General features: G+C 37.7%; 23 protein-coding genes. 14 read left to right on the forward strand and 9 right to left on the reverse strand.

Annotated features, from left to right (window positions below; all coding sequences use genetic code 11):
• Nucleotides 1–96 precede the first annotated feature (96 nt).
• Nucleotides 97–588, forward strand: a complete 492-nt coding sequence (locus BMY50_RS01795) for a DoxX family protein (RefSeq protein ID WP_093317506.1) — start codon at nucleotides 97–99, stop codon at nucleotides 586–588.
• Nucleotides 589–686: 98 nt separating this feature from the next.
• On the opposite strand, the gene BMY50_RS01800 is transcribed toward BMY50_RS01795, so the two are convergent.
• Nucleotides 687–1481 (reverse strand): SDR family oxidoreductase, encoded by a 795-nt coding sequence (locus BMY50_RS01800; RefSeq protein WP_093317509.1) that lies wholly within the window; start codon nucleotides 1479–1481, stop codon nucleotides 687–689.
• A 127-nt stretch (nucleotides 1482–1608) separates the two neighbouring features.
• On the opposite strand from BMY50_RS01800, the gene BMY50_RS01805 reads away from it, so the two are divergent.
• The 6 genes from BMY50_RS01805 to BMY50_RS01830 all read left to right on the forward strand — a co-directional run bounded on the left by BMY50_RS01805 (nucleotide 1609) and on the right by BMY50_RS01830 (nucleotide 9125).
• Nucleotides 1609–1974 carry a winged helix-turn-helix transcriptional regulator gene (locus BMY50_RS01805; RefSeq protein ID WP_093317513.1) on the forward strand — a complete coding sequence of 122 codons (366 nt, stop codon included), beginning with the start codon at nucleotides 1609–1611 and terminating at the stop codon, nucleotides 1972–1974.
• 96 nt (nucleotides 1975–2070) lie between these two features.
• On the forward strand, nucleotides 2071–4227 hold the full coding sequence (locus BMY50_RS01810; RefSeq protein ID WP_093317516.1) for a GH92 family glycosyl hydrolase: 2157 nt from the start codon (nucleotides 2071–2073) through the stop codon (nucleotides 4225–4227).
• 270 nt (nucleotides 4228–4497) lie between these two features.
• Entirely contained in the window at nucleotides 4498–5745 is a 1248-nt protein-coding gene (locus BMY50_RS01815) for a ribulose-bisphosphate carboxylase large subunit family protein (RefSeq protein ID WP_093317524.1), read from the forward strand.
• A 1-nt stretch (nucleotide 5746) separates the two neighbouring features.
• Entirely contained in the window at nucleotides 5747–7144 is a 1398-nt protein-coding gene (locus tag BMY50_RS01820) for a four-carbon acid sugar kinase family protein (protein ID WP_093317528.1), read from the forward strand.
• 13 nt (nucleotides 7145–7157) lie between these two features.
• Nucleotides 7158–7820: an aspartate/glutamate racemase family protein gene (locus BMY50_RS01825; RefSeq protein ID WP_093323472.1), complete on the forward strand. Its 663-nt coding sequence runs from the start codon at nucleotides 7158–7160 to the stop codon at nucleotides 7818–7820.
• A 9-nt stretch (nucleotides 7821–7829) separates the two neighbouring features.
• Nucleotides 7830–9125 (forward strand): bile acid:sodium symporter family protein, encoded by a 1296-nt coding sequence (locus BMY50_RS01830; protein WP_093317533.1) that lies wholly within the window; start codon nucleotides 7830–7832, stop codon nucleotides 9123–9125.
• Nucleotides 9126–9172: 47 nt separating this feature from the next.
• Here BMY50_RS01830 and BMY50_RS01835 read toward each other — a convergent pair whose 3' ends face one another.
• A complete protein-coding gene (locus tag BMY50_RS01835; protein ID WP_093317538.1) occupies nucleotides 9173–9670 on the reverse strand; it encodes a DinB family protein in 498 nt (165 codons plus the stop codon).
• A 179-nt stretch (nucleotides 9671–9849) separates the two neighbouring features.
• Between BMY50_RS01835 and BMY50_RS01840 the strand changes: the two genes are divergently transcribed.
• Complete coding sequence (locus BMY50_RS01840; RefSeq protein ID WP_093317543.1) at nucleotides 9850–10308, forward strand: YciI family protein; 459 nt, start codon at nucleotides 9850–9852, stop codon at nucleotides 10306–10308.
• Between the two features lie 72 nt (nucleotides 10309–10380).
• On the opposite strand, the gene BMY50_RS01845 is transcribed toward BMY50_RS01840, so the two are convergent.
• Complete coding sequence (locus tag BMY50_RS01845) at nucleotides 10381–10869, reverse strand: hypothetical protein (protein ID WP_202907725.1); 489 nt, start codon at nucleotides 10867–10869, stop codon at nucleotides 10381–10383.
• A 293-nt stretch (nucleotides 10870–11162) separates the two neighbouring features.
• Between BMY50_RS01845 and BMY50_RS01850 the strand changes: the two genes are divergently transcribed.
• The 3 genes from BMY50_RS01850 to BMY50_RS01860 all read left to right on the forward strand — a co-directional run bounded on the left by BMY50_RS01850 (nucleotide 11163) and on the right by BMY50_RS01860 (nucleotide 14127).
• On the forward strand, nucleotides 11163–11498 hold the full coding sequence (locus BMY50_RS01850) for an ArsR/SmtB family transcription factor (protein ID WP_093317551.1): 336 nt from the start codon (nucleotides 11163–11165) through the stop codon (nucleotides 11496–11498).
• Nucleotides 11485–11976, forward strand: coding sequence for an SRPBCC family protein (locus BMY50_RS01855; protein ID WP_093323474.1), 492 nt, complete (start codon nucleotides 11485–11487; stop codon nucleotides 11974–11976). Before BMY50_RS01850 ends, BMY50_RS01855 begins: the two co-directional genes overlap by 14 nt.
• A gap of 120 nt (nucleotides 11977–12096) precedes the next feature.
• The gene (locus BMY50_RS01860; protein ID WP_093317554.1) at nucleotides 12097–14127 is read left to right on the forward strand and encodes an ATP-binding protein; all 2031 of its coding nucleotides are present in this window, start codon (nucleotides 12097–12099) and stop codon (nucleotides 14125–14127) included.
• A 22-nt stretch (nucleotides 14128–14149) separates the two neighbouring features.
• Here BMY50_RS01860 and BMY50_RS01865 read toward each other — a convergent pair whose 3' ends face one another.
• Nucleotides 14150–15676 (reverse strand): glycosyltransferase family 39 protein, encoded by a 1527-nt coding sequence (locus tag BMY50_RS01865; RefSeq protein WP_093317557.1) that lies wholly within the window; start codon nucleotides 15674–15676, stop codon nucleotides 14150–14152.
• 220 nt (nucleotides 15677–15896) lie between these two features.
• On the opposite strand from BMY50_RS01865, the gene BMY50_RS01870 reads away from it, so the two are divergent.
• From BMY50_RS01870 to BMY50_RS01880, 3 genes are all read left to right on the forward strand, one after another.
• Nucleotides 15897–16226 (forward strand): hypothetical protein, encoded by a 330-nt coding sequence (locus BMY50_RS01870; RefSeq protein ID WP_139202164.1) that lies wholly within the window; start codon nucleotides 15897–15899, stop codon nucleotides 16224–16226.
• A 210-nt stretch (nucleotides 16227–16436) separates the two neighbouring features.
• On the forward strand, nucleotides 16437–16682 hold the full coding sequence (locus BMY50_RS01875) for a Blp family class II bacteriocin (protein WP_093317564.1): 246 nt from the start codon (nucleotides 16437–16439) through the stop codon (nucleotides 16680–16682).
• Between the two features lie 193 nt (nucleotides 16683–16875).
• Complete coding sequence (locus BMY50_RS01880) at nucleotides 16876–18120, forward strand: hypothetical protein (protein ID WP_093317568.1); 1245 nt, start codon at nucleotides 16876–16878, stop codon at nucleotides 18118–18120.
• Between the two features lie 199 nt (nucleotides 18121–18319).
• On the opposite strand, the gene BMY50_RS01885 is transcribed toward BMY50_RS01880, so the two are convergent.
• From BMY50_RS01885 to BMY50_RS01905, 5 genes are all read right to left on the reverse strand, one after another.
• Nucleotides 18320–19579 (reverse strand): glycoside hydrolase family 76 protein, encoded by a 1260-nt coding sequence (locus BMY50_RS01885; protein ID WP_093317573.1) that lies wholly within the window; start codon nucleotides 19577–19579, stop codon nucleotides 18320–18322.
• Nucleotides 19580–19967: 388 nt separating this feature from the next.
• Nucleotides 19968–21062 carry a metallophosphoesterase gene (locus BMY50_RS01890; RefSeq protein ID WP_093317576.1) on the reverse strand — a complete coding sequence of 365 codons (1095 nt, stop codon included), beginning with the start codon at nucleotides 21060–21062 and terminating at the stop codon, nucleotides 19968–19970.
• Between the two features lie 90 nt (nucleotides 21063–21152).
• Nucleotides 21153–21683, reverse strand: coding sequence for a molybdopterin adenylyltransferase (mog, locus tag BMY50_RS01895; protein ID WP_093317579.1), 531 nt, complete (start codon nucleotides 21681–21683; stop codon nucleotides 21153–21155).
• A gap of 77 nt (nucleotides 21684–21760) precedes the next feature.
• Complete coding sequence (locus tag BMY50_RS01900) at nucleotides 21761–23023, reverse strand: DUF819 family protein (protein ID WP_093317582.1); 1263 nt, start codon at nucleotides 23021–23023, stop codon at nucleotides 21761–21763.
• Between the two features lie 26 nt (nucleotides 23024–23049).
• A complete protein-coding gene (locus tag BMY50_RS01905; RefSeq protein ID WP_093317585.1) occupies nucleotides 23050–24102 on the reverse strand; it encodes a dipeptide epimerase in 1053 nt (350 codons plus the stop codon).
• Between the last annotated feature and the right edge of the window lie 167 nt (nucleotides 24103–24269).

The raw sequence follows: 24269 nt of genomic DNA on the forward strand, positions 1-24269 counted from the left end.
TTGATAGCATCTTTAGTATAAGGCTAAAAGAAAAATTCTTAACCTAGGTTCATTGTTTGAATTTATAATGTCATCGATCTTTGTGTAAAAAATATCATGGTTGAAATTGTTTTATTAGTGGTTTTTATTATTTCTTTGGTTGTACTGAAGATATTAAGAAAAGAGTATCAGTTTGCTTTGGCAGGGAAAATTGCGATGTCGGCCATGCTAGTGGTTGCCTTTATTGGGCGATTCAAATTTCCTCACGGACTAGCCATGATGTTGCCTGATGTTATACCTTATCGATTAGAAATGGTATATCTCACAGGGTTTTTAGAATTATTCGCCGCCGTAGGCCTTTTAATACCGCGTTTTCAGGCGCTGACAGCGCGATTGCTCATCTTGTTTTTTATATTGATATTACCTGCTAATATTTATGGGGCTATTCACCATGTAAACATAGAAACGGCTAGCTTTGACGGCCCGGGCCCGGTTTACTTGTGGTTTAGAATTCCCTTACAGCTATTTTTTATCGCTTGGGTCTATTTGTTCGCGCTAAAGAAATATTCCACAATTGCGATTAACAAAAAGCCCGCTCTCTTAAAGTAAATACAAAAAATTGCGGGCATTATACGGTGTAATTATTTTTTCAACAAAGGCTCCAGAAGTGACCATGCACAGTTCCTCTTTCGTTGTTTAATGATACACTAAATTGTTGGAATGGTACCTCCATCAATAATATATTCAGTACCACTTAAGTAGCTTGCTCTTGGGGATACCAGAAATCCTATTAGTTCGGCAATGTCCTCTGGTCTGGATGGTCTCCCCATAGGGATTCCACCTAAACTACTCATCACATTTTGTTTGGCCTCTTCGATAGTGATACCTAATCGTCCAGATATTTCTGTCATCATACCTTTGGCTCCGTCTGTTTCAATCCAACCGGGTGAAACGGTTAATACTCTAACGCCTTTTGGTGACACTTCTTTCGAAAGATTTTTGCTGTAGTTAACCAGTGCAGCTTTGGCAGCTGCATAGGGAAGTGTGGAATCATATAGTGGCAATCTTGCCTGAATAGACGCAATATGTATGATCACTCCTGATCCGTTAACAATCATAGAAGGTAAAAGCCCTCTATCAAGACGAACTGCGGCAAGTAAGTTTGTTTGTAGCATATCTTCCCAATTCTGATCACTTATAACAGCAAACCCTCCTCCTGGTGTAGTTGATCCTCCCATATTGTTTATAAGGATATCCAGCTTATGGTAAGTAGCGATAATTTCATTTATCACTTTAGTAGTGCCCGCTGATTGACTGATATCGGCAGCAATAAAATGGAAGTTTTTTTCAGCAAATGGCGGCGGATTTCTGGCAGTGACGATCACCGTTGCTCCAGCAGCGGCAAGTCGTTCCGCAATGGCCTTTCCTGTTCCCTTTGTACCACCTGTAACTAATGCTGTTTTTCCCGACAGCTCATTATTAAAATGATAATTTATCTGCATATTTATAATATTAAATTGTACAAATGTGACTTATATATACGGTGTTAACAAGTAGGGAAAACCGATTCATATAGGGATAAATTTTTCTCATTTGAATTTAAATAACGTTTACTACTATTTTTGTATTATGTATGAAAGAAAGATACAACCAAGTTTGAATTGTGGTCTCGATTTAATTGCTGAGGTCATTTATGGGAAATGGAAAATACGTTTACTTTGGTTTATCCATCAGGGAAGTAAGCGCCCGAGCGAACTTCAACGCAAAATTCCGGATGCTTCACGACGTGTGTTAAATATGCAGTTGAAAGAATTGGAAGAGCATGAATTGGTAGCCAAAATTATCTACCCACAAGTTCCACCAAAAGTAGAATACAATCTAACGACATTTGGGCAAACCCTTATCCCTGTTATTGCAGCTCTTGGTAAATGGGGCGATGAACATGAAGAACATTTGCGAATGGTAATTCTAAAAAACTTAAAAGGTCCTGCGTAAAATATGTCTTGATAAGATATGATTTACTGTAACATTTCTAACATATATAAGTTAAAATAGGTGTATTATATATATTTGGAGAAGAACCGAAAATAAATGAGCGTCTATACTAAAAACCTTTTAAGCTTTATATTGATACTGCTGCTTACACCAATAGCAGGTAAAAGCCAAACAGAAACCTCTTATACAAAATACGTAAATACCTTTATTGGTACGGCTCCTCTTACTGATCCTAAAATTCTTGGTTATGAATTGCCAGAAGGGTGGAGATCGTGGGCGGGACTTACATTTCCTGGCAGTTCATTGCCTAATGCGATGGTGCAATTAAGCCCTATTACTGAATACGGATCGGGTGCAGGATATGAATATGAAGATACTGTTATTTATGGCTTTACGCACACCAATAAAGGTCATTGGAATCTTTGTAATGTTCCTGTTTTGCCTCTTTCAAATTCCGATGGCAAATTTGGTTCGAAGTTTTCGCATAAAAATGAACATGCCGCTCCTGGCTTCTATCAAGTATATCTTGATGATTACGATGTTAATGTTAGTTTAACTTCTACATTACGATGCGGTTATCATCAATATGAATATAAAAACAATAGAGACCGTCAAATACTTTTTGATCTGGCAAAAGCCAATAATCGCGTATCAACATGGAGTATTGAGCAACAGGGAACGTCTGTTTTACAGGGGTATCAGCAAACGGGGGAAAGAATTTACTTTTATGCTGTCCTGAACACTGCTATTGAAAAATTAGAAAAAAAGGAGGAGGGTAAGTCTACAGGGTTTGCCGTGGCGCATTTAGTTAATGGAAATACAGGCCCCGTTGAACTTAAAATAGGATTGTCATTTGTAAGTGTTGAAAATGCAAAAGAGAATCTGGAAGAGGAGATTGGCGATAAATCTTTTACTGAAATTCGTAATAAAGGAACCCAAGAGTGGGAGAACCTGTTGTCGTCCATACAAGTGAAGGGTGGAACGGATAAACAGAAAGAAATGCTGTATTCTTGCTTGTACCGATCATTTTTATGGCCGGCGTTGCGCAGTGATGTAAATGGAGAATTTACGGATGCAAAGGAAAAAGTAGATAAAGCCGACTTTAATTATTATACGGAGCCTTCTTTGTGGGATACCTATCGGAATAAGGATGTGCTGTTAGGTCTAATTTCACCTCAGGTGACACTTGATGTTATTAAATCAATGAAGGATGTAGGGGACAAAACAGGATTTATTCCTACTTTTTTTCACGGTGATCATGGTGCCTCCTCTATTGCAGGTGCTTATTTGAGAGGAATTGATAATTTTGATGTGAGGGGGACTTATGAGATATTGTTAAAAAATGCTAATGTAGCGGGAGGTGCCCGGCCATATATTGAAGAATATATTCAGAAAGGCTATATCGCTGATCCTGATATTCCCAATCCGCATGTAGAAACAAAGGCAAAGGCAGGCGTCTCGAAAACTTTGGAATATGCCTACGACGATTATTCGGTTGCTCAATTAGCTAAGGAGTTAGGTGACACAGCCAATTATAGGATATTAATGGCTCGATCGAAGAATTATAAAAATATGTTTGATCCAACTACCAGGTTTATGAGGGGCAGATTAGAAAATGGTGATTGGATTAAGAATTTTAATCCGCAGTACCCTTACTATGAATATATGTACCGAGAAGCAAACGCTTGGCAGGTTTCTTTTTTTGCCCCGCATGACATGAAAGGATTAATTGCATTGTATGGTGGAGAAAAAGGATTTGAATCAAAACTGGACTCCCTGTTTACAGTGCCATGGAATCCTACCTACATTGCGAGAAATGTTGAAACAATGATAGGGCAATATTGTCATGGTAACCAGCCGGATCATGAGGCGCCGTTTGCTTATCACTTTATAGGGAAACCGGAAAAGTCTCAAAAAATAATCGATAATATTTTAAATAATCTATACGGAATCGGCGATGACGGCTTGGCGCTTTGCGGAATGGATGATGCAGGTGAAATGTCATCATGGTATGTGTTCAGTGCATTGGGCCTATATCCGTTTTCAGCAACTGACGCCGAATATATTGTTACAGCTCCGCTGTTTGATGAGGTGAAATGGAGAACGAGCAATGGAAAAATGCTAACCATTAAAAAGCCCGAAAAGGGAAGGGCCATCAGCGCTATAAAAGTGAATGGAAAACCAAATGAAGGTTATTTTGTGTCGCATAATTTATTTCGTAATGGTGGCGAAATTACTATTGTTACAAAATAATGGAAAGGCGGCTGTATCTGTTGTCTAGGAATTAGAGGGTGGTTAACCGCCCTTTAATAAGTAAAAGATAATATGCTACAATACCTTGCATATATGCTATAATACGCCTATTGATCTTGCTAATAAATTTGTCAGCATAAATCTAATCTATTTAATTTAATAATGATGGTGAATTATTTATGTAGTTCATCAAAAATTAAGGAGGATAGTTGCGCCTCAATTATAGGCACACGCTACCATTCGAAGGATTAGCTGGTTTAAACTTTATTTATGGAAAGAATTACGGCAAAGTATTATATAGAAACACCTAATGAACTTGAAAAGGCAGCGCATGTTTTGGCCGGTGAGCAATCATCTGGCACTTTTGTAAAGATTCCAGGCGAAACGGAAGAACTGAAGCAACGCTTTGCAGCACGAGTTGAAAACATTACTTTGTTGGAGTCTGTTAAGGAACCGTCTATTCCAAGCAATAAAGTCGTTGCTACTTCATACCATCGTGCAAATATTGAAATTTCTTGGTCGATCGAAAATTTCGGTTATAATCTACCCTTATTGTTATCCACTTTGCAAGGTAATTTGTATGAACTGAGTCAGTTTACCGGACTGAAATTGATGGATATTGATCTACCGCCTTCTTATGAGGAACACTTTAATGGACCTCGTTTTGGTATTGCAGGCTCAAGAAAAAGCATGGATGTATATGACCGTCCTATGATTGGTACCATTATAAAGCCTAGCATAGGAATGTCGCCGGAAGAAACAGCTGTTTTAGTAAAAAAGTTGGCAATCGCAGGTGTTGATTTTATTAAGGATGACGAATTACAATCATCTGCTGCCAATTCAAAGTTTGAAGATCGAGTAGATGCGATCATGAAGGTGATTAACGATCAAGCGGATAAGAATGGGAAAAAAGTTATGTACGCTTTCAATATCAGCGATGAATTGGATAATATGTTACGACGGTATGAATATGTACTAAAAGCGGGGGGTACTTGTGCCATGATCAGTGTGAATAGCGTAGGACTTACAGGTGTGAAGAAAATATGTGATCAGGGAAAATTGGTTATTCATGGACATCGTAATGGTTGGGGGATGTTAAACCGTCACCCACTATTAGGAATTGAATTTACAGCCTATCAAAAATTATGGCGTTTGGCTGGTGTCGACCAGCTCCATGTGAACGGTATTCAAAATAAATTTTGGGAATCGGATGATTCGGTTGTACGGTCAATTGAAGCATGTTTGAAACCCTTATTTAGAGGTGAGACGCTTCTCCCCGTAATATCATCGGGCCAATGGGGAGGACAGGCTTTCGAAACGTATAGCCGTACAAAAACAACCGATTTACTTTATATGGCAGGGGGAGGAATCATGGCGCATCCAGATGGACCTGCTGGAGGTGTAATGGCATTGCAACAGGCATGGGAGGGGGCAGTCAACGGCTTAACCTTGGAAGAAGCAAGGCATCAGTACGCAGAATTTTCTAAATCGGTTCAAAAATTTGGTGTTAAAGCATAAGATGATAGGCAAGCAAGCTCTTTTATTGGCTTACTACGGTGATGATTTTACCGGTTCAACGGATGCCCTGGAATTTCTTAGCCGTGCTGGCGTAAATACAATACTTTTTATTGAACCACCTACACAAGAGAAATTAGCGAATTATAAAGAGGTGCAAGCGATCGGTGTAGCTGGTGCGAGCCGAGCGATGCCACCATCTGTAATGGAAAGGGAATTGTTTGAAGCATTTACAGCTCTGAAGATGCTTGGCGCACCACATGTACATTATAAGGTTTGCTCGACATTTGATTCTTCTCCAACGATTGGCAGTATCGGTAAAGCAGCAGATGTGGGGAAACAGGTTTTTAATGCCGCATTTATTCCATTGTTGGTGGCGGCACCAGCGCTGGGCAGATATTGTGTATTCGGCAACCTTTTTGCGCGTATGGGTATTGGGAGCCAGGGTGAAATATATCGATTGGACCGTCACCCTTCCATGAGCCGCCACCCGGTTACACCAATGGAGGAAGGCGATTTACGCCTACATATCGCTAAACAAACTACACAACGCATTGAATTGATGGATATTTTAACCATTAAATTCAAAAAAGAACTAGCCTACGAAAAATTGCAACAGTATATAGACAAAGGTAGTCCGATCGTTTTGTTTGATGCTTTGTATGTAGATCAGTTATTACCTATTGCACAATTAATGGATGACTTTGCTGACGTAGCTAAGCCATTATTCTCCATAGGCTCGTCGGGTATCGAAATGGCTTTGGGAGAATATTGGAAAGAAAAGGGATTAACGCGAGAAAAAAAAAATTGGGAAGCGGCCGGTAGAGCTCGAAGCATGTTGGTTGTATCCGGTAGCTGCTCGCCCGTTACAGCTGAACAAATAAACTTTGCCCTGGAGCATGGTTTTGTAGAAGTAGCCATTTCCGCGATAGCTACCGCTTCTTCTGTAAATGGAGGCGTAGCTCTACAATATTATGTCGAGCAGATAGTTGGACTTATTCAAAAAGGCCATGCCGTCATTGCACATTCTAGCTTAGGTAGTCATGATCCGAGAATCGAAGAAACATATCATGTCCTAAGCGAACAGGGCCTTACCGATGAAGAAATACGGGCAAAAACAGCACTGCTTTATGGTGAGATTTTGGGATTAATTGCTTTAGGTGTAGCTGAAGAAATACATTTGCAACGCTTAGTGATTGCTGGTGGTGATACGTCTAGCTTCGTTGCTCGTACAATGGGTATCGAGGCTGTGGAGATGATCGCTCCTGTTTCACCGGGCGCACCTTTGTGCAAGGCATACGCACCTGAGTCTGTTGTAAATGGCATAGAGGTGAATTTTAAAGGCGGACAGGTGGGGAGCAAAGATTATTTTATAACTGTACTGGAGGGGAAAACCTCATAAAATTTGAATGAAAATGGAATTGAAAACATTAGGACTTATTCACACATCAGCTACTTTGATACCTGTTTTTCAACAACTCTGCCAACAATATTTGCCTGGTATAACGATCTTCAATATTGTTGATGACAGTTTGGTCAAGAATATTATTGCAAAAAACGGCGAAGTAGGGACATCGATTTATAAACGTGTAGCAGATTATGTCGCTTCGGCTGAAGATGCTGGAGCGGACTATGTGCTGGTAACTTGTTCTTCCATAGGTGCGGCTGTAGAGGCCGCGGCTGAGAAGGTGAGCATTCCGGTATTGAGAGTAGATCAACCCATGGCTGATCTGGCGGTACAAGCAGGTAAGCGCGTAGGGGTCATTGCAACACTGCAGACGACTTTAGAACCTACCAGTGATTTAGTAAAACGTCGAGCCGTCCTCGCTAACAAAGAAATTGAATTGACAGCCAAACTATGTGAGGGAGCCTTTGATGCCCTTATGAGTGGTGACACAGCAAGGCATGATACATTGGTTGCTAATGCGCTGCGTGAACTGTCTAAGCAGGTGGATGTGATATTATTAGCGCAAGCAAGTATGGCGCGCGTGGTAGACACATTAAGTAGTGAAGATAAAAAAGTGCCTATTGTTGCTAGTCCGCCAAACGCCATTCAATACATTGCCAATTCACAATAAACCACTAACATGAAGCTATTGCAAAAAATCTGTTTGAGTATAAGTTTCTTATCGCTCATCGTTTTATTGAGCGGACTGATAATGCACAGTATGTCTGTCTGGCAACCGGCAGCAGTTTGTATGGTGGTTACATTTGCCGTTGGAATAGGGGGGATTGAAGCCCTGAAAAATTACCAATATACCGCGTGGATCATTGTGGCTGTGGTTGCTGCAATGATTTATCCACATGCATTTTTAAAATGGGGAAATGTTGACCTTCGAAATAAGTGGCTCATTCTGATTATTGTACAGATGGTTATGTTCGGAATGGGAATACAGATGAGCATTCGTGATTTTTCAGGATTGGGCAGCACAGGTAAGGGTGTATTGATAGGTCTTATCTGTCATTTCTCTATTATGCCATTAATTGGTTTTCTATTAACGCGTATGTTTGATTTTGATGCGGAGATAGCAGCCGGTATTATTCTAATCGGTTCTTGTTCAAGTGGATTAGCATCTAATGTAATGGTTTACTTGGCAAAGGCAAATCTGGTATTATCTGTTACGGTTACGGCTATGGCTACCTTGGTTGCTCCCTTTTTAACCCCGCTATTAATGCGCTTATTAGCCGGAACGCTCATTGAGGTTAAGTTTTTACCGATGATGCTGGAGATTATCCAAATTGTAATTGTCCCTATCGGTGCCGCACTTTTACATGATTACTTAAAGCAAGCTTCATCGAAAGGCAAGCGTGTAACTGCTGGAATAGCAGTTGTTTGTATATTATGGTTAGTCTGCCAGTATTTATTTTTATGGGATCAGTTGAATAACTATCTATCAGTCCCTTCAATGCAGTCTCTAACGGTATTTAACTTTTTTACAGGAGCCTTTATTGTGGGAGCATTATATCACCTGCTTTATCTGAAGTTTAACCATATAGATCAGTACGTTCCTTACTTGTCTATGTTCGGCATCGTTTATTTTACGACGGTTACAACAGCCGCTGGGAGAGATAATTTGTTGCATGTAGGCTTGTTGTTATTTCTGGCCTCTGTGCTGCATAATGGTGCTGGGTATTTCTTTGGCTATTGGCTTGCTCGCTTATTTAAGCTGGATAAAAATTCGGCTCGTACGATCGCTTTTGAAGTGGGACTGCAAAATGGTGGCATGGCTTCAGGTCTGGCAGGTAGCATGGGTAAATTGGCCACTGTTGGATTGGCAGCAGCAGTATTTAGCCCATGGATGAACATCTCTGGTTCTTTACTGGCAAACTATTGGCGTAAGCATCCGGTAGATACTTCTAAAACGAAAACTGAAAATATTTAATTTTCAGTTTTATACCGTAATTGTATACTTAAATTATGCACAAAATATCAGAATGTGGTATCTGCCGACGGTCCGTAGATTGAAGGTACGCTGATATCATTTAATCGCATGTACACTGTGAGTTGCCCTCGATGATGAACTAGGTGATTTATGGTAGATTCAATGCTTTTACGTTTAGATGTACTAAACATTACCTGACCATTTGCCTTTAATTCGAATTTACCATCAAGATCTCCGCTTTTAATTGAATGCAAAGCTATCTTGGCTTCTTCTACGTTTTCATCAAAATGATTAACTAGGTCTTGCGAATTTTGTGGTTTAAAGTGCTCAAATGTTGCATAGTCAATATTGTTATTCAATATCATATGTGTTATCCATTTTGGAATTTCCGCAACTAATAAAGATAAATAACCCAATTCCATTGATCTTGAATGGGGTTTCCATGTGAATAGTTCTTGTGGAATACGCTCTAAGCACTGTCTTGTAGCAGTTTTCTCGGCCTCTAATTCTCCAATAAAGGCCTTAGCAAAAGTAATATCGTCCATGGCATTAATATTTAGGTTTTAATTCAAGCTATTTAACAATCTTATTAGTTAATAGTTTGAGAGGAAAACTAATTATGTACTACAGATTTCTTGAATAAATAATGTTTCGTTAAATCAATGATTTTTTACAAGGAAGCGACTTCCCTTTGTCCCAATTTTGTAAACAAAAAACATAAGACATGAAACTACCTCATTTATCTGGAATAATGGGCTTGGTGTTACTGGGCTTTTATTCGTATGCTCAAATTGACAACTCCAAAACAAAAATGAAAGAAATGACCAAAATGAAAGAATTTAGCCTATTGGTGCGGGTACCATTAAATTATTCGACCGAACAAGCGAAAGCCGTGGGTCCGGAATGGACTAAAGTGATTGATAATTGGAAAAAAGAAGGTGTATATGTGTATAGCTTTGCTTTTCCCGGTGAAAGTTATGTTGTGGCGGGAGTCGGTAAATTGGTGAAAAAAGAACCTGTTGTTGCTAATAACTTAAGAGTAGTAAGCAATGTTATTCTTCGTGCCAGTGGTATAGAGAATGCACTTAAACTCGCTAAAGACTGTCCGATTCTAGTATACGGAGGGAGTGTTGAAGTACGGGAAATCCCTTCAAGAGCTACTTTTCCAATTGAAAATGATTAATTTATCTGTCGAATATTTTCAATTTTTTTGGATGATGAATGACAAGGGCAAATGTCATGAGGTTTGCTCTTGTTATGTTCTGGGTTTAAAAATAAAACGACCGGTTAAAAAGGAAAGGGGTAATCCTATCATGAAGATCAGTATCAGCAGTTCTTTTACTGCATGAAGGGTATCGAAAGGACTTTTTGGTGTATGACTAAGTGGAACAACGATCAAATTCATAATGGCCCATATAAAAATTCCATACACGATTCCAGTAAAAATTTTATGGTTTGATAGTGATTTTATATGGTAGTAGAGTATGCAAAACAGTATTGTAAATGATAATGCTATAATATAGTGAAGCAACAAGCCCATTAAAATAATAGCGGTACCACCGGCAAAAGCATCGGTCCCTAGTATCCCGCTGCTTATATATTTGAAAATCACCATGGGATTCTTACCTGTTGAAATATAGTAATTTGTCAATGCAGCAAGTATATCAAATGTGCCGACTAGCATGCCGATGTAAAACACTTTTAATCCAATAGCCATAGTAGAAAATGTCGTCTTATTCTCCATAATATTGCTTTTTACTACTCTTACTATATCAGGGTTAGCCAGTACAATTGTACGTTTATAATTGTTGGTGAATAGACATTATGCTTGATCCACTAACAATTATAAGAATTTATTTCGATATCCTAACAAAATTTAGTTGAGGTAATGAATATCTATTGTTATAGGTACCAAGCATTGTTAAACTTATTTATTTCCATTTTTATCGGCTACAAAAATTAAGCAAATTCATTTTTCTTGAAAAATATTTGCGCAATCAAATGATTGCATTATATTTGCAACCATATAGTTGCATTATGATAACAAGAAGAGATGTATTTCAGGCCATAGCAGATCCAACGAGAAGAGAAATTATTCAGCGGCTTGCAAAGGAGCCTTTAAACTTAAACGCTATCGCCGAAGATTTCGATGTTAGCCGTCAGGCGGTGTCAAAACATATTCAGATTCTCACAGAATGTGGTTTGATCATTATTACTCAAAAAGGACGGGAACGATTCTGCGAGGCCCAACTTGGAAAATTGACTGAAGTAGTTGATTGGGTGGAACAGTCTAGGAAGCATTGGATCAACAGATTTGAAAAATTAGACAAATACTTAAACGAATTAAAAAACAATGATAATGGAACAACTTAAAAAAGAACTTTTTATTACGCATCTCTTTGATGCTCCTAGAGAAATGGTATTCCGTGCCTGGACAGATCCGGAACAATTAAATCATTGGTATGCTCCCGATGGTTGTACTATTGAATTTAAAACTATAGAGGTGAAGGAAGGTGGGACCTTCCATTCTTGTATCCATGATCCCATTCACGGGGACTGTTGGATTAAGGGTGTTTACCAGGAAGTTATCTTCCCTGAAAGATTGGTTTTTTCTATGGTGTTAACGAATGAATACGGTTATTCAGTTGAATCAATTGAGGTAGGAAAACCGGATGATTGGCCAAAGGAGACGATCACAACGGTTACATTTACTGCGATCAAAAACCAGACAAAGCTGTCTATCCACCAAACTGTTCCAGAAGAAGATGCTAAACAAACCGGGGCGTACCAAAGCTGGATTAAGATGTTCAATCGTTTAAATATTCTTTTAACAGCGTCTGAAAACGACTAAGAAAAAGGAGTAACTCAAAGCAAAAAAAATCTTTATAATTTTTTGCTAATTTTTTTAGTATATTTGATTCATCCAAGAATGTAAAATAAATCACGGTATTTAAGAGTCTATAGCTAATATATGGAGAATAAGGTAAATATCAGTAACAATAGCGTTGAATCTGCAGGGATTACAAAGGACTATAAAGAAGCTATTGCAGAGTTTGTTTGGAACGGCTTTGATGCCAACGCGTCAATGGTTAATATTGTCTTTAAACCGAATGAAATTAATTATATAAATGAAATATCAATTGTTGATAATGGCTCCGGTATCAACCTGGCTACCTTAGGTAACACATTTGGTTCTTTTCTCGATTCGGTAAAAAGATCATCTTTTAATAGATCTTCATCTGTCAGGGGTAAAAAAGGGAAGGGTAGGTTTTCCTTTATAGCATTTGCTTATAATGCGTTGTGGTCAACCACTTTTTTATACAAGCAGTCTAAAAAGCTTCTTGATTATGAAATAACAATAAGTGCTGCAAATAAAGATATTTATATAGATGAGCACAAAAAAATCTCAAAAAACAAACATACCGGTACAAGTGTCAAACTCTACAATTTACATGATGTAACGGGTTCTTCCTTCGGTAGTAAAGAATTTATTGATTACCTTAAATATGAATTCGGTTGGTTTCTCTTACTTAATAAAAGTAAAGGACTGAAGCTATGCATAAATGGTGATTCATTAATGTATGAAGATATAATTGCGGATAACGAGATGCTTACAAGGATTGTATCGAATGCTCTTAATGAAGAATTCAATTTCAGGATAACGTATGTAAGGTGGCATGAAAAAATAGGCGATAAGTTTTATTACTATTTTTTAAATACAGCCCAGAAAGAACTTTTTAAGCAATTAACATCTTTTAATAATAATGCAATTAACTTTTACCATAGTGTATATGTAGAATCACCTTTTTTTGACAATTTTGCACCTTCTGATAGAGAAAACTCAGAGGGGCTCTTTGGCGCTAATTTAAGCAGTGCGGTTTTTAAATCATTGATAAAAGAGCTTCAGTCGATTATCGAAAATAAACAGAAAGATTTTATTCGTTCTAATGGTGCCGATGACCTGATTGGGAATTTTGAACGTAAAGGTGTCTTTTCGGCCTTTAAAGACAATAAGTATGAGCAGGATAAGAAAAGGGAGCTCGTTGAGGTAATCAAAGAAATATACTGTATACAACCGAAAATCTTTAAAGGATTAAACGAAACGCAGGAGAAAACAAGTGTTGCGTTTATTAATCTATTATTAGATTCGGATGAAAGAGAAAACATACTTTCTATACTTGAAGGGATTGTCAACATTACAGGCGAAGAACGGGAAAGCCTTGCGCTTTTATTGAAGAAAACTTCTTTTAATCGTATAACCAGAACCATTAACTTGATCGAAAATAGGTTCAAAACGATTGAGTTGTTGAAAAAACTTGTGTTTGACCTTAAACGATTTACTACCGAGCGAGATCATATACAACATGCTATTGCGGAGAATTATTGGCTTTTTGGTGAGCAATTTCATTTAGTTACCGCTAACGAAGGTTTCGAGCAACTCTTGTACAAGTATTTAAATATGGTTGACAACGAACATGTAAAGAGGAAATTGAAGCCATTAACTGATAAGGAAAAGAAGAGAAGACCAGATTTATTCATCTGCCGTCAAAGAAGTGTACCCGATCCTACATACCATGATGATGAATTAGAGGAGAACATTATGGTTGAACTAAAGCGTCCAACGGTAGTTATCGGTAAAGAACAATTACGACAAATAGAAGATTATTTGGATTTCATCACGAGGCAGGACGAATTTAATTCGCAGACAAGAGTATGGAAGTTTTTCGTGATAAGTAATAAGATCGATGATTACGTTGTGAAGCAGTATCAGGAGTTCCAAGATAAGGGCAAGCGTTATTTAGTGAAATCTTGGGGTAATCTGGAGATTTTCGCCATGACCTGGGACGATTTATTTAGAAATTTTCAGGTCAAGCATAGGTTTTTATTGGATAAGCTGGATTTTGATAGAAAAGCGATTGAAGAAGAGCTTAAATTCAAAGGAATAGCATTAACGGCGGATGTTGTTGCAGCAGCGGTAGTGCAAAGAAAAGAAGCGTTTTAATCAACTTTTACTGAAGACAATGTTAGCGGTAGTTGATATGCTCGTTAATTTCCTTTTTAATTCTTTTGTTTATATCAATCTTGGCTCCCTTAAAAACGAATATTGTTGTTCCATACTCTCTAGCAAAAGGGTTTATTATGGAATCTGTCGCGGAAGCACTGTTGAAGAAGGGACCGGTTTCCGCTAGTTCATTATTTTTGCCTTCCAAATTTTTAATGCGTATAAGATTGAGATATCTCTTGTTAAGATCAAACCAAGTAATGTAATCTGAATTGAAGGAGACGGCTCTGATTTTTTTATTTTTTGCATAGTAATTTATTGCTCCCGCTTGCCCGTAATTGTCGCAAAGAATGAGTGTTTGATCTTGGTTAGGAAGTTTTGAATAGGCTGCTTCAACTTTTTGTGCTAATTCTTTCCATCCAAGCATGTCTGCGAAATCTTGAGGTAAGGAATGATCTTTACCGTCTTCCCAACGAAGTAAACCAAGTGCTTTATACGAATCGGCATTTTTTAAGATATAGTGAGGGCTTTTATTAGGAAAGACTAGGTTATACATTGGTATGAATAATATAATAGGTATCAATATCGCGATTACCTGCAAATATCTTTTCCCACTTGTTATTAAAATTTTGTCAAGGTATGCCGAACCAAAGGAAATGTAAATGGGGTATAGCCCAATAGCATAGTATCCCTTTGCTCTTAAATAGGTGAATATAAAGAGCGTGAAACAAAATGACCAGAAAAAAAATCTATATTTCTTGAAGGGTGCGTAGACTAATAAGGCATATAGCGCGGCAATAATCACAAATAAGGAGCCGATAAAAAAAAGGAGCTGATCTTTAAAAAAATCCCCTCTGCCTACATTCACCAATTGTGTATCAGTCAGTTCTTTCAAGTGGTGGAAGACGGTAAAGTTATGGGTGTACTGCCATAAAATATTAGGTGAGATGAGTAGAGCACCCAATAAGAGAGAAATGTAAAACTCTCTTCTGAGAAAAATTCTCCGATGTTCAGTTAGTAAAATCGCTGGAAAAAGCCCAATGAGTAAAAAGACTATATTATACTTGTTTAAAAAACCGAAGGCAAATATAAACGCAGCGATAAGAAGCCATCTCGGTTTTTCCGAGTTAATGTATTTAATGAAGATAAAATAGAAGCTTGTCCAACAAAGGACATCCAGTGAGTTTGGCTGATAAAGGATATTTAATCGCAAGAGAGCAGAAAAAAGTATCGCGGTTGCTCCTAGAATTAACGCAAATAAACTTCCATTTAGTTCCTGAATGGCTTTCCATACCACTATTATTGTTAGCGCCCCAAATAAAGCTGGAAAAAATCGGATCCAAAATACGGTATTTCCGAAAAAATAGATAACGCTTGAGATCCAAGACGTAACAGGTGGAACTGATAAATAGCCCCAAGCTAGATGATGCGCTTGATCAAGGTGTAAAAATTCATCTCGCTGTAATTCGTATTCCGGACTTATTAAAGTGTATTGCAGTAAAAATTTTGCAATCACAAAGCAGAATAAGATCGCTTGCTTCTTTGTCATCAAAGGTTATGTGTTGAGGTCGCTACTGTTATCAAATATATGTAAATTCTGTGACGTAATAAGGGGCCAAAGATTTTATTGATTGCTACATCTTCTTAAGCGCATAGGTTTTCCTGTATACAGGAAACTATTTAAAAAAAACAATTAAAATGTTACAGATTATTCATATGTACTAAATAAACTAATGTTAATCAAAACGGTCCTATTAAAAACTTTAATTATGAAAATACAGAAAATAAATTTTTTATGCTATTTGCCATTTATGTTTTTATCCTCTTGTGTTACAACTTCATATATAGGCGATAAACTAGTTCCTACTAATAGAGTGGATGTCTTTTATTCAGCGAAAGATGTAAAAAAGGATTACAAAGTGATCGGACATATATCGTCTGAAACAGGAATGGGAGAGGAGCGAGCCAAACAAATGATTATTGGAAAAGCAAAAATCGTTGGTGCAGATGCAATTATTATTACGGGTATAGATTATACGGGTGGGGAGGATTCATCCCCATATAGCAAAGCGGAGGCAATTAAGTATCATGATGACTAATCGCATTTTGACACCACGTTATGATAATTATCTGTCTGACCTGAAGATTTTTGACATGGTGAAATTATAAGGAAACTCAAATGAAATTCCCATATTCCGCTATATTATTATACCGGAATACAGGTATTGTTATAGGCAATATTATCATCTACTTTTATCTAGGGAATACCGAAACCCTTAATAGTAGGTCTAATTAATTGAAAATTTATTATGAAAAATTTATTTGATTTCAACGAACTAAGTGATCTAAGCCAAGAAGAATCCGTACAAATTTCTGGTGGTGGTAACGCAAAAGCATGCGCCGATTCAATGCTGAGTGGCGGAATGAATGGTGCCGGTATAGGCGCGATGTTCGGTGCTCTTGGTGGTCCAGGAGGTGCATTGATAGGTGCTGGAATAGGCTCCCTAGTAGGAGGTGCACTTGTTGCACGCTACTATAGCGTTTGTCAAGCTTAATATACAAAGGCTACAATATAGTTGAAGGGGTGTAGAGCTCTTCACCCTTTCAATTGTTATATTGCCTCATATCGAATTTCTCTTGTCTTACATTTAACCTTTATCTTAGCTGAGAAATCTTTTTTGAATTTATACGGTGATACGGCATTATATAATTTGCTTAGGTACTTTTTTCAGTCTATGCATATGGTCCTTGACAGGAATAGCTCAAACCGACAAATGGACCGGTACATGGGAAATGCACTATAAGCCTTGGCCACATATTCCTGCAATTGAAATGGAACTGCGAATAGCCAAGCCTGTTAAAAATATGTTGTACCCTGCTAAGTTAATACTCTCTTATCGGGGCTTTCGTGGCGAGTATGAACTATTATTGGTAAAAAAAAATAATAATGAGTTAGGTATCGGCAGAAATAAATATCCGTTAATAGAGAAACCTTTTGACCTAGGGCCATGGATGATGTACTTAAACGGTAAACTAAGTTACCACACAGGTATACCTTCCGATTCATTGGTGCTTCAGCGACTTTGGATAAATAATTTCGGTGTTTTTATGAAGGGATTGTATGATGATGAATTATATACGAATCAAAAAGCATTCTTACGTAATTTTCTTTATAATGAAGGGATAACTCTTTCAAAAAGAGATGACATAGCGTGGACAGATCCCCATATTTCACGTATCGTTGATACGGATACTATTTTTTATGGAGTTTATGACCCGATTGAAGTGAAGAAACCAGCGATACTACTTTCCATGCAGGATGAAGAACGTTATGATCGCGATACGGTGACCGTTGTACATAATGGTAATTTGCTGGCAAACGGACTTGCATTAGAACAAGCTACTAAATTGAATGAATTGGTGTTGGACTCTGGGGAAAATTATATTGCTTTCTTTGCTGAAAATTATGGTGATATCCCACCCAATACAGCTAATTTTCTATTAACAACACAAGGAGAAAAGGGTGGGATGTACTCGTTCAATTTTGCTAACAAATCAAATGTTTTTTCTACAGTAATGGTAGCAAGACTTCAATATAAACCAGTAAAAAATATTATTCAAGAAGATGTTGAGGAAACACGAACGGCAGGTCGGCGTGATGTTCGTATCGGTACCATGGTGGTTCACGATGAAAAATTGACACTTGAATTATGGGATGAACAAGTTGAGGATGGCGATATCATCTCCTTGTATGTAAATGGTACTGAGGTAATAAGTAAGGTAGAAGTACGCAAACGTGTGAAACGATTTACTATTAACCTTCAACCAGGACGTAATCGTATTTTATTTTTTGCTGAAAATCTTGGCTTAATAGCTCCCAATACGGCTGCTCTAAGGATGAAGGCAGGAAGTGTAGAAAAAGCACTACATCTAAGTACAGACATGCAACAAAATAATGTACTAGAAGTGACATGGAATAAAAAACTACCTTAGTCTACTAATCGTCCCTCCGCGCATTAAGCAATCAATTAGTCGGCTTCAGCACATCAAAAACGAAGAACCCATCATAGCTGGTGCGTGCTGAATAAGAAAAGCCTGCGTATCACACGCGATAGCAGGCTTAAGATTCGTAATCTCTAATTTCTTCTAAATTCTAAGTAACTGATGAACTCTTACTTACGGTTAGAAACTTTTATAAACCATCTCTCTCTAAGGCGGCTAACCTAGCCAACATCTCTAAACAAGCCCCTTCGTGGAGAATTTCCCAACTAGTTTGCGTAGTGCCGCCCCTAAAATCGCCATTTAATAGATTTATACCAGGATTTCGGCAATCAGATAGCCAAGCATGCGTTAATGTTTTCTCATAAGCTGTTACATAAGTTCTATCGTTATTAAGTTTATACAACTCAATAAATCCTCTGAACATAATAGCCTGAAACCATACATGGCCAGGTTCTAAAATCTGGAAAGATTCTCCTAATACAGCCGAATTAAATGGAATAAACCATTTGTTGTAAGCAGCACCTGCTATATTTTGAGCATCTGTAAGGTATTGTGCTTCATGGGTAATCTTGTACAAAAGTGACGCTGCCTGCATAGGTTGCCCTGAATTATACGAGTATTTTTCTTTTGCAATCAGGATTTCTGAATTCGGGTCATTTTCATCCGCTAATCGAGCATTATCCCAATATAAATAATCATTTGGGTCTTGCAAAGTTTCTTTACACCAGGCGTATAAGTCTTTAGCACTTTGTAAGTAAGGGGTCTCTTGTGTCGCCTCATAAAGCTTCGCTGCTAAAACAGCCGCTGGTGCTGTAGAACAAGTGTGCTTCGATTTAAGACCTTCTTTCCAGTAAACGCCACCACCCATAATATCGTCGGTACCAGTCAATATAAAATTCCATACCAATTTTGCTCTGTCAAGATATTTACTGTCATTTGTAAGCATATAGAGGTCAACCATGTCAATTCCCACCCAAATATTATCATCAAAGTAGCGTTCATCACCTTCCCCAGGATATACAGCATAAGCCTCTGCACCGCCATTTCTAGTATTTCTAAATTGATCAATAGCTGTTAGTAATCGATTGTCATAATTTGATTCATATTTTGATTTATAGTCTGGAAATCCTTCAGCCGCTTCTTTAATGGCAGTATAGCCAGAGAAAGCAGCACCGTGACCCCATATAACAGCAGCTCCATCCCAATACCCATCTGTACGTGGATAATTTGTGCTCCAGATATCCCTAGGCATACCATTTAAATATAGCTCAGTAATAGAAGAGAATAAAGTGTCTGCTCGTTTTAAAAATATCGGCGCAACTTTTAAACTGTTGGCCGCATTGAGCGCAGTATTTGTTGGACTTAGTTTGGAAGTATCTTTACTGCATGATACAAAAACAAGGGAATAAAGCAGAAACGCTAAAAGGATTGTACATGTTGAATTTTTCATTTTATTTTGTTTTTAGATAAATAGTATATTTAACGTAAACAAGGAAATGATACGGAATCAGGTATGATTTAACCTAAAAACCTCTCCATACAGATATATTTAATCTTGTTTATAATGATCTTTTTTATAATTGGTGAACAATCTGTGAGTTTGTTAAACTGTTCTTTTTATTAAGTCAAATATAAATAAATAAATGATAGATGCATTACTAAAACGATTTATTCTGCAACATACGATGTTCTGATTACAAGATGGCTTAATAAGATAGTAAATATTTACTATATAATAATTGGTGCTCAAATTACTTGTAAATAAGAGATTGAACTTTGTTTAACTTATTTACCATTAAAATGAAATCCCAGCAGAACTCCTACAGTTGGTATGATTATTAGTCGGATTTTTCTAATAAATTCTTTAAGTCATTTTCTTCAAGTACCAAACGTTGTGGTTGCTTTCCATCTATACATTTCCATTCTATAAGTTTTATAGTATGCCTGTCTAATTCAATTCCAGTAATATCGCCGTCACTATAACAACAGCAACCCGTGTTGAAATAAGTGTCTTTTGAATTTTCTAAACGAGGAGAGGTCTCACCACTTACTTTACCTGCTTGTAATATTGCTTCCAGTTTTTTTACTTGCTCTGCATCCCCACTTGCTCTGGCAATATCTAATCTTTTATAAGTACGTTCGAGGTGTGTTAATGAGTTGAAAACAGGTTGGTGCGTATGTCCAGTAATTAAAACAAGATCTTTTTGCTGGGCGGTCCATTCATACATCATCATGTTATGTGCCGATTTTAATTGCTGATCATTGGCTGGTGTGTTGGGATTTATGCGTAGATACGATTGCAATGGTCCCCAAATGGTGGATACAAACCATTTACTGAACCAATTTCCATCACTTTGCAGGTCGCCTTGATGGCCATGTGTTAGAAAAATAGAAAGCGCTCTTTTGTCAATTTCGGCAGACAATAATACACCGGCATATACCGGAATCTTTTTGCCGTATATTTTTTCCAGCATAAAGAAAGCGAGGGGATCATTATCCCAATACAGATCATGGTTTCCCCAAACTTTTATAAACGCATTTCTATCTACAAAGCGTTTCTCCATATCAAAGCTTACCTTATGGTGCTTTATAACCGAAAAGATATTATTTTTCCATAGTTCTTCACTGTCACCTAGACTACAATAGGTATACAATTTGTCATTATAGTAGGTAAGTGCTGCTAGATAATTTTTCTCTGCTAATAAAAAATCATCTCTGTAATCCTTTGCGCCTTTATGATGATCAGAAAAGATAATAAATTTGTCATGCTGGTTAAGGTCTAACAGTAGACCTTTTTTCGTTTTATTTTGTTGAATGTTGTTAAGCAACGATGATAGAGCGTCATGTATTCTTAGTTTATCAGGCCTTGAGGCATATTTGTCAGCAAAACGAATAATGGGCTTTGTTAACAGTTTTTGTAGCAGTTTTTGCATATACACTTAACATCTCTGTGAAAATAATGTTCGTCAAATAACATAGGGTTTTATTTTTTAAGCTTCGATAGGTTGATCTGTTATCTACTGTTATTTAGGCCTGAAAATTTTGATCTTATCTTCATTACATTCAATAAAGGGTCCGTTTAGGAGGTCAATACAATAGGGAACCGCAGGAAAAATAGCCTCTAAACAGGTTTTTATAGATGCTGGTTTTCCTGGTAAGTTAACAATGAGCCCTTCATTTCTAATACCTGCCGTTTGTCTTGATAAAATGGCGGTCGGTACTTTTTCCAGACTTACTTTACGCATAAGTTCGCCAAAGCCTGGCAGCATCTTGCTGCAAACGTTTTCTGTTGCTTCAGGTGTGACATCGCGTAAACTCGGACCTGTTCCACCTGTGGTAACAACCAAGCAACATTTTTCTTCATCGATTAAATGAATTAGATTTTGCTCAATTAAGATTTGCTCATCTGGGATAATTCTAATGACCTTTGTCCAATCAGATTGAATAAATTCACCCAACGTTAGCAGAATCTGCTTCCCGGAAATATCATCGTATATTCCGGCACTGGCACGATCGGAGACGGTTAAAATGCCAATTTTAACTGGTTTCTTCATTTGTTTATTTATTAAAGAAAGTTACTACTTTCGCCTGAATATATAAAATGGAAATAAGTTTTACAAGAGACAGTTTTTTAACCTATTAGGTAAGAAATATACTGTAGAATCAGTCCGCATATATATGCCCCATAAGTTCCAACTGCATAGCCTAAAACTGCCATTAAAACTCCAACGGGTGCTAAATATTTGCTGAATGCAGCAGCCACAATAGGGGCTGACGCAGCACCACCTATATTTGCTTGACTTCCTACTGCAACAAAAAAGAAGGGTGCACGAATTATTCGAGCAACAATAAGCATTATGACGATATGTGTTAAAATCCATATAATGCCAACCAAAAAGAACTTCGGATTATCAAAAAGTGCTTTCAAATCCATACTCATACCGATGGTTGCCACTAAAATATACAGAAACAATGAACCAATGTTAGATGCACCATAATTTTCTAATCTTTTAACTTTGGTGAAAGATAGTAACATACCCAATGTAGTAACTAAAATTATTAACCAAAAGAAGCTGCTGGTTAGCGAGTATTGTGCACTGGAAGGATAATTGACTTCGAACCACGGAGCAATCACATCGGCACATGCATGTGAAACGGCTGTGACACCAAAAGCAATACCCAGCAAAACCATCCAATGGCGAGTATCAGTATTTGTTACTTTCTCTTGTAGATGTAGGGCTTCCATTCGTTCTTCTAATTGGCTTAAGGCACTATTATCTGCCCGTAGCCATTTGTCAATTTTATCTTTACGTTGGGCCCCATAAAGCAGCAGACCCATCCAGATATTAGCTACAAGCACGTCAACTGCAATCATTTGAGCGAAGAGTGTTTTGCTGGCTCCAAACACTTCCAACATAGCCGCTTGATTGGCACCACCACCGATCCAGCTTCCGGCAATAGTGGCGAGACCGCGCCAAGTGTCTTCATTACCGAAATGTAGAATATCGGGAAATGCGGAACCGACAATTGTAAAAGCAATAGGCCCGCCCAGCATTACACCCAAAGTGCCAGCAAAAAACATAATGACAGCCTTAATCCCTAATCTGCGTAGTCCTTTTATGTCTATGCCAATTGTAAGTAGTAATAAACTAGCTGGCAAAAGATAGCGGGATGCCATGTTATATAATGACGATTTTTCCCCAGATATCAGGTTAAAAGTATTGAGTAAAGCTGGTATAAAATAACATAAGAGTACAGAAGGTATAATTTTGTAAAAACGGTTCCAAAAACCACTTTTTAAACCTGAAGTATAAAAAACGAGCGCCAAAATGATCATTAAAATACCAAAGACCACCGCGTCGTTAGTAATTAATGGGCTGCTGATTTGTTCCATAAAATCTATAAAAAGCTAATAATTTTTTAATTGTTTTCAGTTGAGAAGGATTCAATAGCATTCCAGTCGACATTTTTTAATCCAATACCAGGCGTGTTATCAACGTGAATAGCACCGTTTCTACAAGGAAAAGCACCGTAAGGGTCATTGGTGACACCTAAATTTCCGTCAAGATCGATAAATTCTGCTAAACTTCCTAACTGAGCACCGGCTGCAATTGCGCAGGAGGTTTCCGACATGCAACCAATCATTGTTCGAAGTCCTTTTTCCTTAGCTGCCACCAGCATATCGAAGCCCTCTTTAATGCCTGTCGATTTCATCAATTTTACATTAATACCGTGATAAAATAAGGAGGCATTGTTAATATCAGCTAGGCGTTGAATACCCTCGTCTCCAATAATGGGTAAGGCACTGCGATTCTTAAGCCATTGCATACCCTTATGATCATGTTTCGGTAGAGGTTGTTCAATAAAAATACAGTTTTGCTTGGCCAGCCAGTCAATAAACCGAGCAGCTTTTTCAGTGTCAGTCCATCCTTGATTGGCATCGATGTATAAAGGTTTGTCAGTTGCGCCACGGATGGCCTCAATGATCTTGAGATCATGATCAGTTCCTAGCTTTATTTTTAAGTACCGGAAATCTTCCGCTTCTGCTACACGTGATGCCATTATTTCAGGGCGTTCAATACTAATAGTTTTAGCCGTGTGGAGAACATTTGGGGTTAATCCATAGAGTTCGTGAACAGCCTTACCTGTTACTTTTCCCCAAAGATCATGTAGTGCGATATCTATTGCTGCCTTGATAGCTGGGTTGCCGGGAGCGATTGCATCTATATAATCTAAAATAGGAGCTAGTGGAAACGGTTTTTCAAATAAGTCAAAATTTATTTTATTTAAAAAGGCGGTTGCAGTTTGCATGTCTTCTCCATAACGTGGTGGCATAGCCGCCTCGCCAAACCCATCATAGCGTTGATAGGAAATTTTTACTAACATGATGGGGGTCCCTGTTCTTACGTTGTCGGCAATACGAAAGGGGTACTGCATCTTCAAAAAGTAGGGTTTGTAGGTTAGTTTTAACATTAATAAATAAGAATTGTAGTTTGATGGCTGAATTTATGAATTATTTATCTAAAGGGTATAATGAATTAATTTTAATTGCTCAATTGAATTATCATTGTCGGCTACTTTGTTAATATGAATTAATAAGTAGTTTGTCAAATTTTATTGCTTATTTAAAGTGATTTGTC

Source organism: Olivibacter domesticus (assembly GCF_900109575.1).
In the GTDB taxonomy this organism is placed as follows: Bacteria; Bacteroidota; Bacteroidia; order Sphingobacteriales; family Sphingobacteriaceae; genus Olivibacter; species Olivibacter domesticus.

Excerpts from the sequence above, each read along its gene's own strand:
- BMY50_RS01795 (WP_093317506.1), top strand. The coding sequence starts at position 97 with ATGGTTGAAATTGTTTTATTAGTGGTTTTTATTATTTCTTTGGTTGTA.
- BMY50_RS01800 (WP_093317509.1), bottom strand. The coding sequence starts at position 1,481 with ATGCAGATAAATTATCATTTTAATAATGAGCTGTCGGGAAAAACAGCA.
- BMY50_RS01805 (WP_093317513.1), top strand. The coding sequence starts at position 1,609 with ATGTATGAAAGAAAGATACAACCAAGTTTGAATTGTGGTCTCGATTTA.
- BMY50_RS01810 (WP_093317516.1), top strand. The coding sequence starts at position 2,071 with ATGAGCGTCTATACTAAAAACCTTTTAAGCTTTATATTGATACTGCTG.
- BMY50_RS01815 (WP_093317524.1), top strand. The coding sequence starts at position 4,498 with ATGGAAAGAATTACGGCAAAGTATTATATAGAAACACCTAATGAACTT.
- BMY50_RS01820 (WP_093317528.1), top strand. The coding sequence starts at position 5,747 with ATGATAGGCAAGCAAGCTCTTTTATTGGCTTACTACGGTGATGATTTT.
- BMY50_RS01825 (WP_093323472.1), top strand. The coding sequence starts at position 7,158 with ATGGAATTGAAAACATTAGGACTTATTCACACATCAGCTACTTTGATA.
- BMY50_RS01830 (WP_093317533.1), top strand. The coding sequence starts at position 7,830 with ATGAAGCTATTGCAAAAAATCTGTTTGAGTATAAGTTTCTTATCGCTC.
- BMY50_RS01835 (WP_093317538.1), bottom strand. The coding sequence starts at position 9,670 with ATGGACGATATTACTTTTGCTAAGGCCTTTATTGGAGAATTAGAGGCC.
- BMY50_RS01840 (WP_093317543.1), top strand. The coding sequence starts at position 9,850 with ATGAAACTACCTCATTTATCTGGAATAATGGGCTTGGTGTTACTGGGC.
- BMY50_RS01845 (WP_202907725.1), bottom strand. The coding sequence starts at position 10,869 with ATGGAGAATAAGACGACATTTTCTACTATGGCTATTGGATTAAAAGTG.
- BMY50_RS01850 (WP_093317551.1), top strand. The coding sequence starts at position 11,163 with ATGATAACAAGAAGAGATGTATTTCAGGCCATAGCAGATCCAACGAGA.
- BMY50_RS01855 (WP_093323474.1), top strand. The coding sequence starts at position 11,485 with ATGGAACAACTTAAAAAAGAACTTTTTATTACGCATCTCTTTGATGCT.
- BMY50_RS01860 (WP_093317554.1), top strand. The coding sequence starts at position 12,097 with ATGGAGAATAAGGTAAATATCAGTAACAATAGCGTTGAATCTGCAGGG.
- BMY50_RS01865 (WP_093317557.1), bottom strand. The coding sequence starts at position 15,676 with ATGACAAAGAAGCAAGCGATCTTATTCTGCTTTGTGATTGCAAAATTT.
- BMY50_RS01870 (WP_139202164.1), top strand. The coding sequence starts at position 15,897 with ATGAAAATACAGAAAATAAATTTTTTATGCTATTTGCCATTTATGTTT.
- BMY50_RS01875 (WP_093317564.1), top strand. The coding sequence starts at position 16,437 with ATGAAAAATTTATTTGATTTCAACGAACTAAGTGATCTAAGCCAAGAA.
- BMY50_RS01885 (WP_093317573.1), bottom strand. The coding sequence starts at position 19,579 with ATGAAAAATTCAACATGTACAATCCTTTTAGCGTTTCTGCTTTATTCC.
- BMY50_RS01890 (WP_093317576.1), bottom strand. The coding sequence starts at position 21,062 with ATGCAAAAACTGCTACAAAAACTGTTAACAAAGCCCATTATTCGTTTT.
- mog (WP_093317579.1), bottom strand. The coding sequence starts at position 21,683 with ATGAAGAAACCAGTTAAAATTGGCATTTTAACCGTCTCCGATCGTGCC.
- BMY50_RS01900 (WP_093317582.1), bottom strand. The coding sequence starts at position 23,023 with ATGGAACAAATCAGCAGCCCATTAATTACTAACGACGCGGTGGTCTTT.
- BMY50_RS01905 (WP_093317585.1), bottom strand. The coding sequence starts at position 24,102 with ATGTTAAAACTAACCTACAAACCCTACTTTTTGAAGATGCAGTACCCC.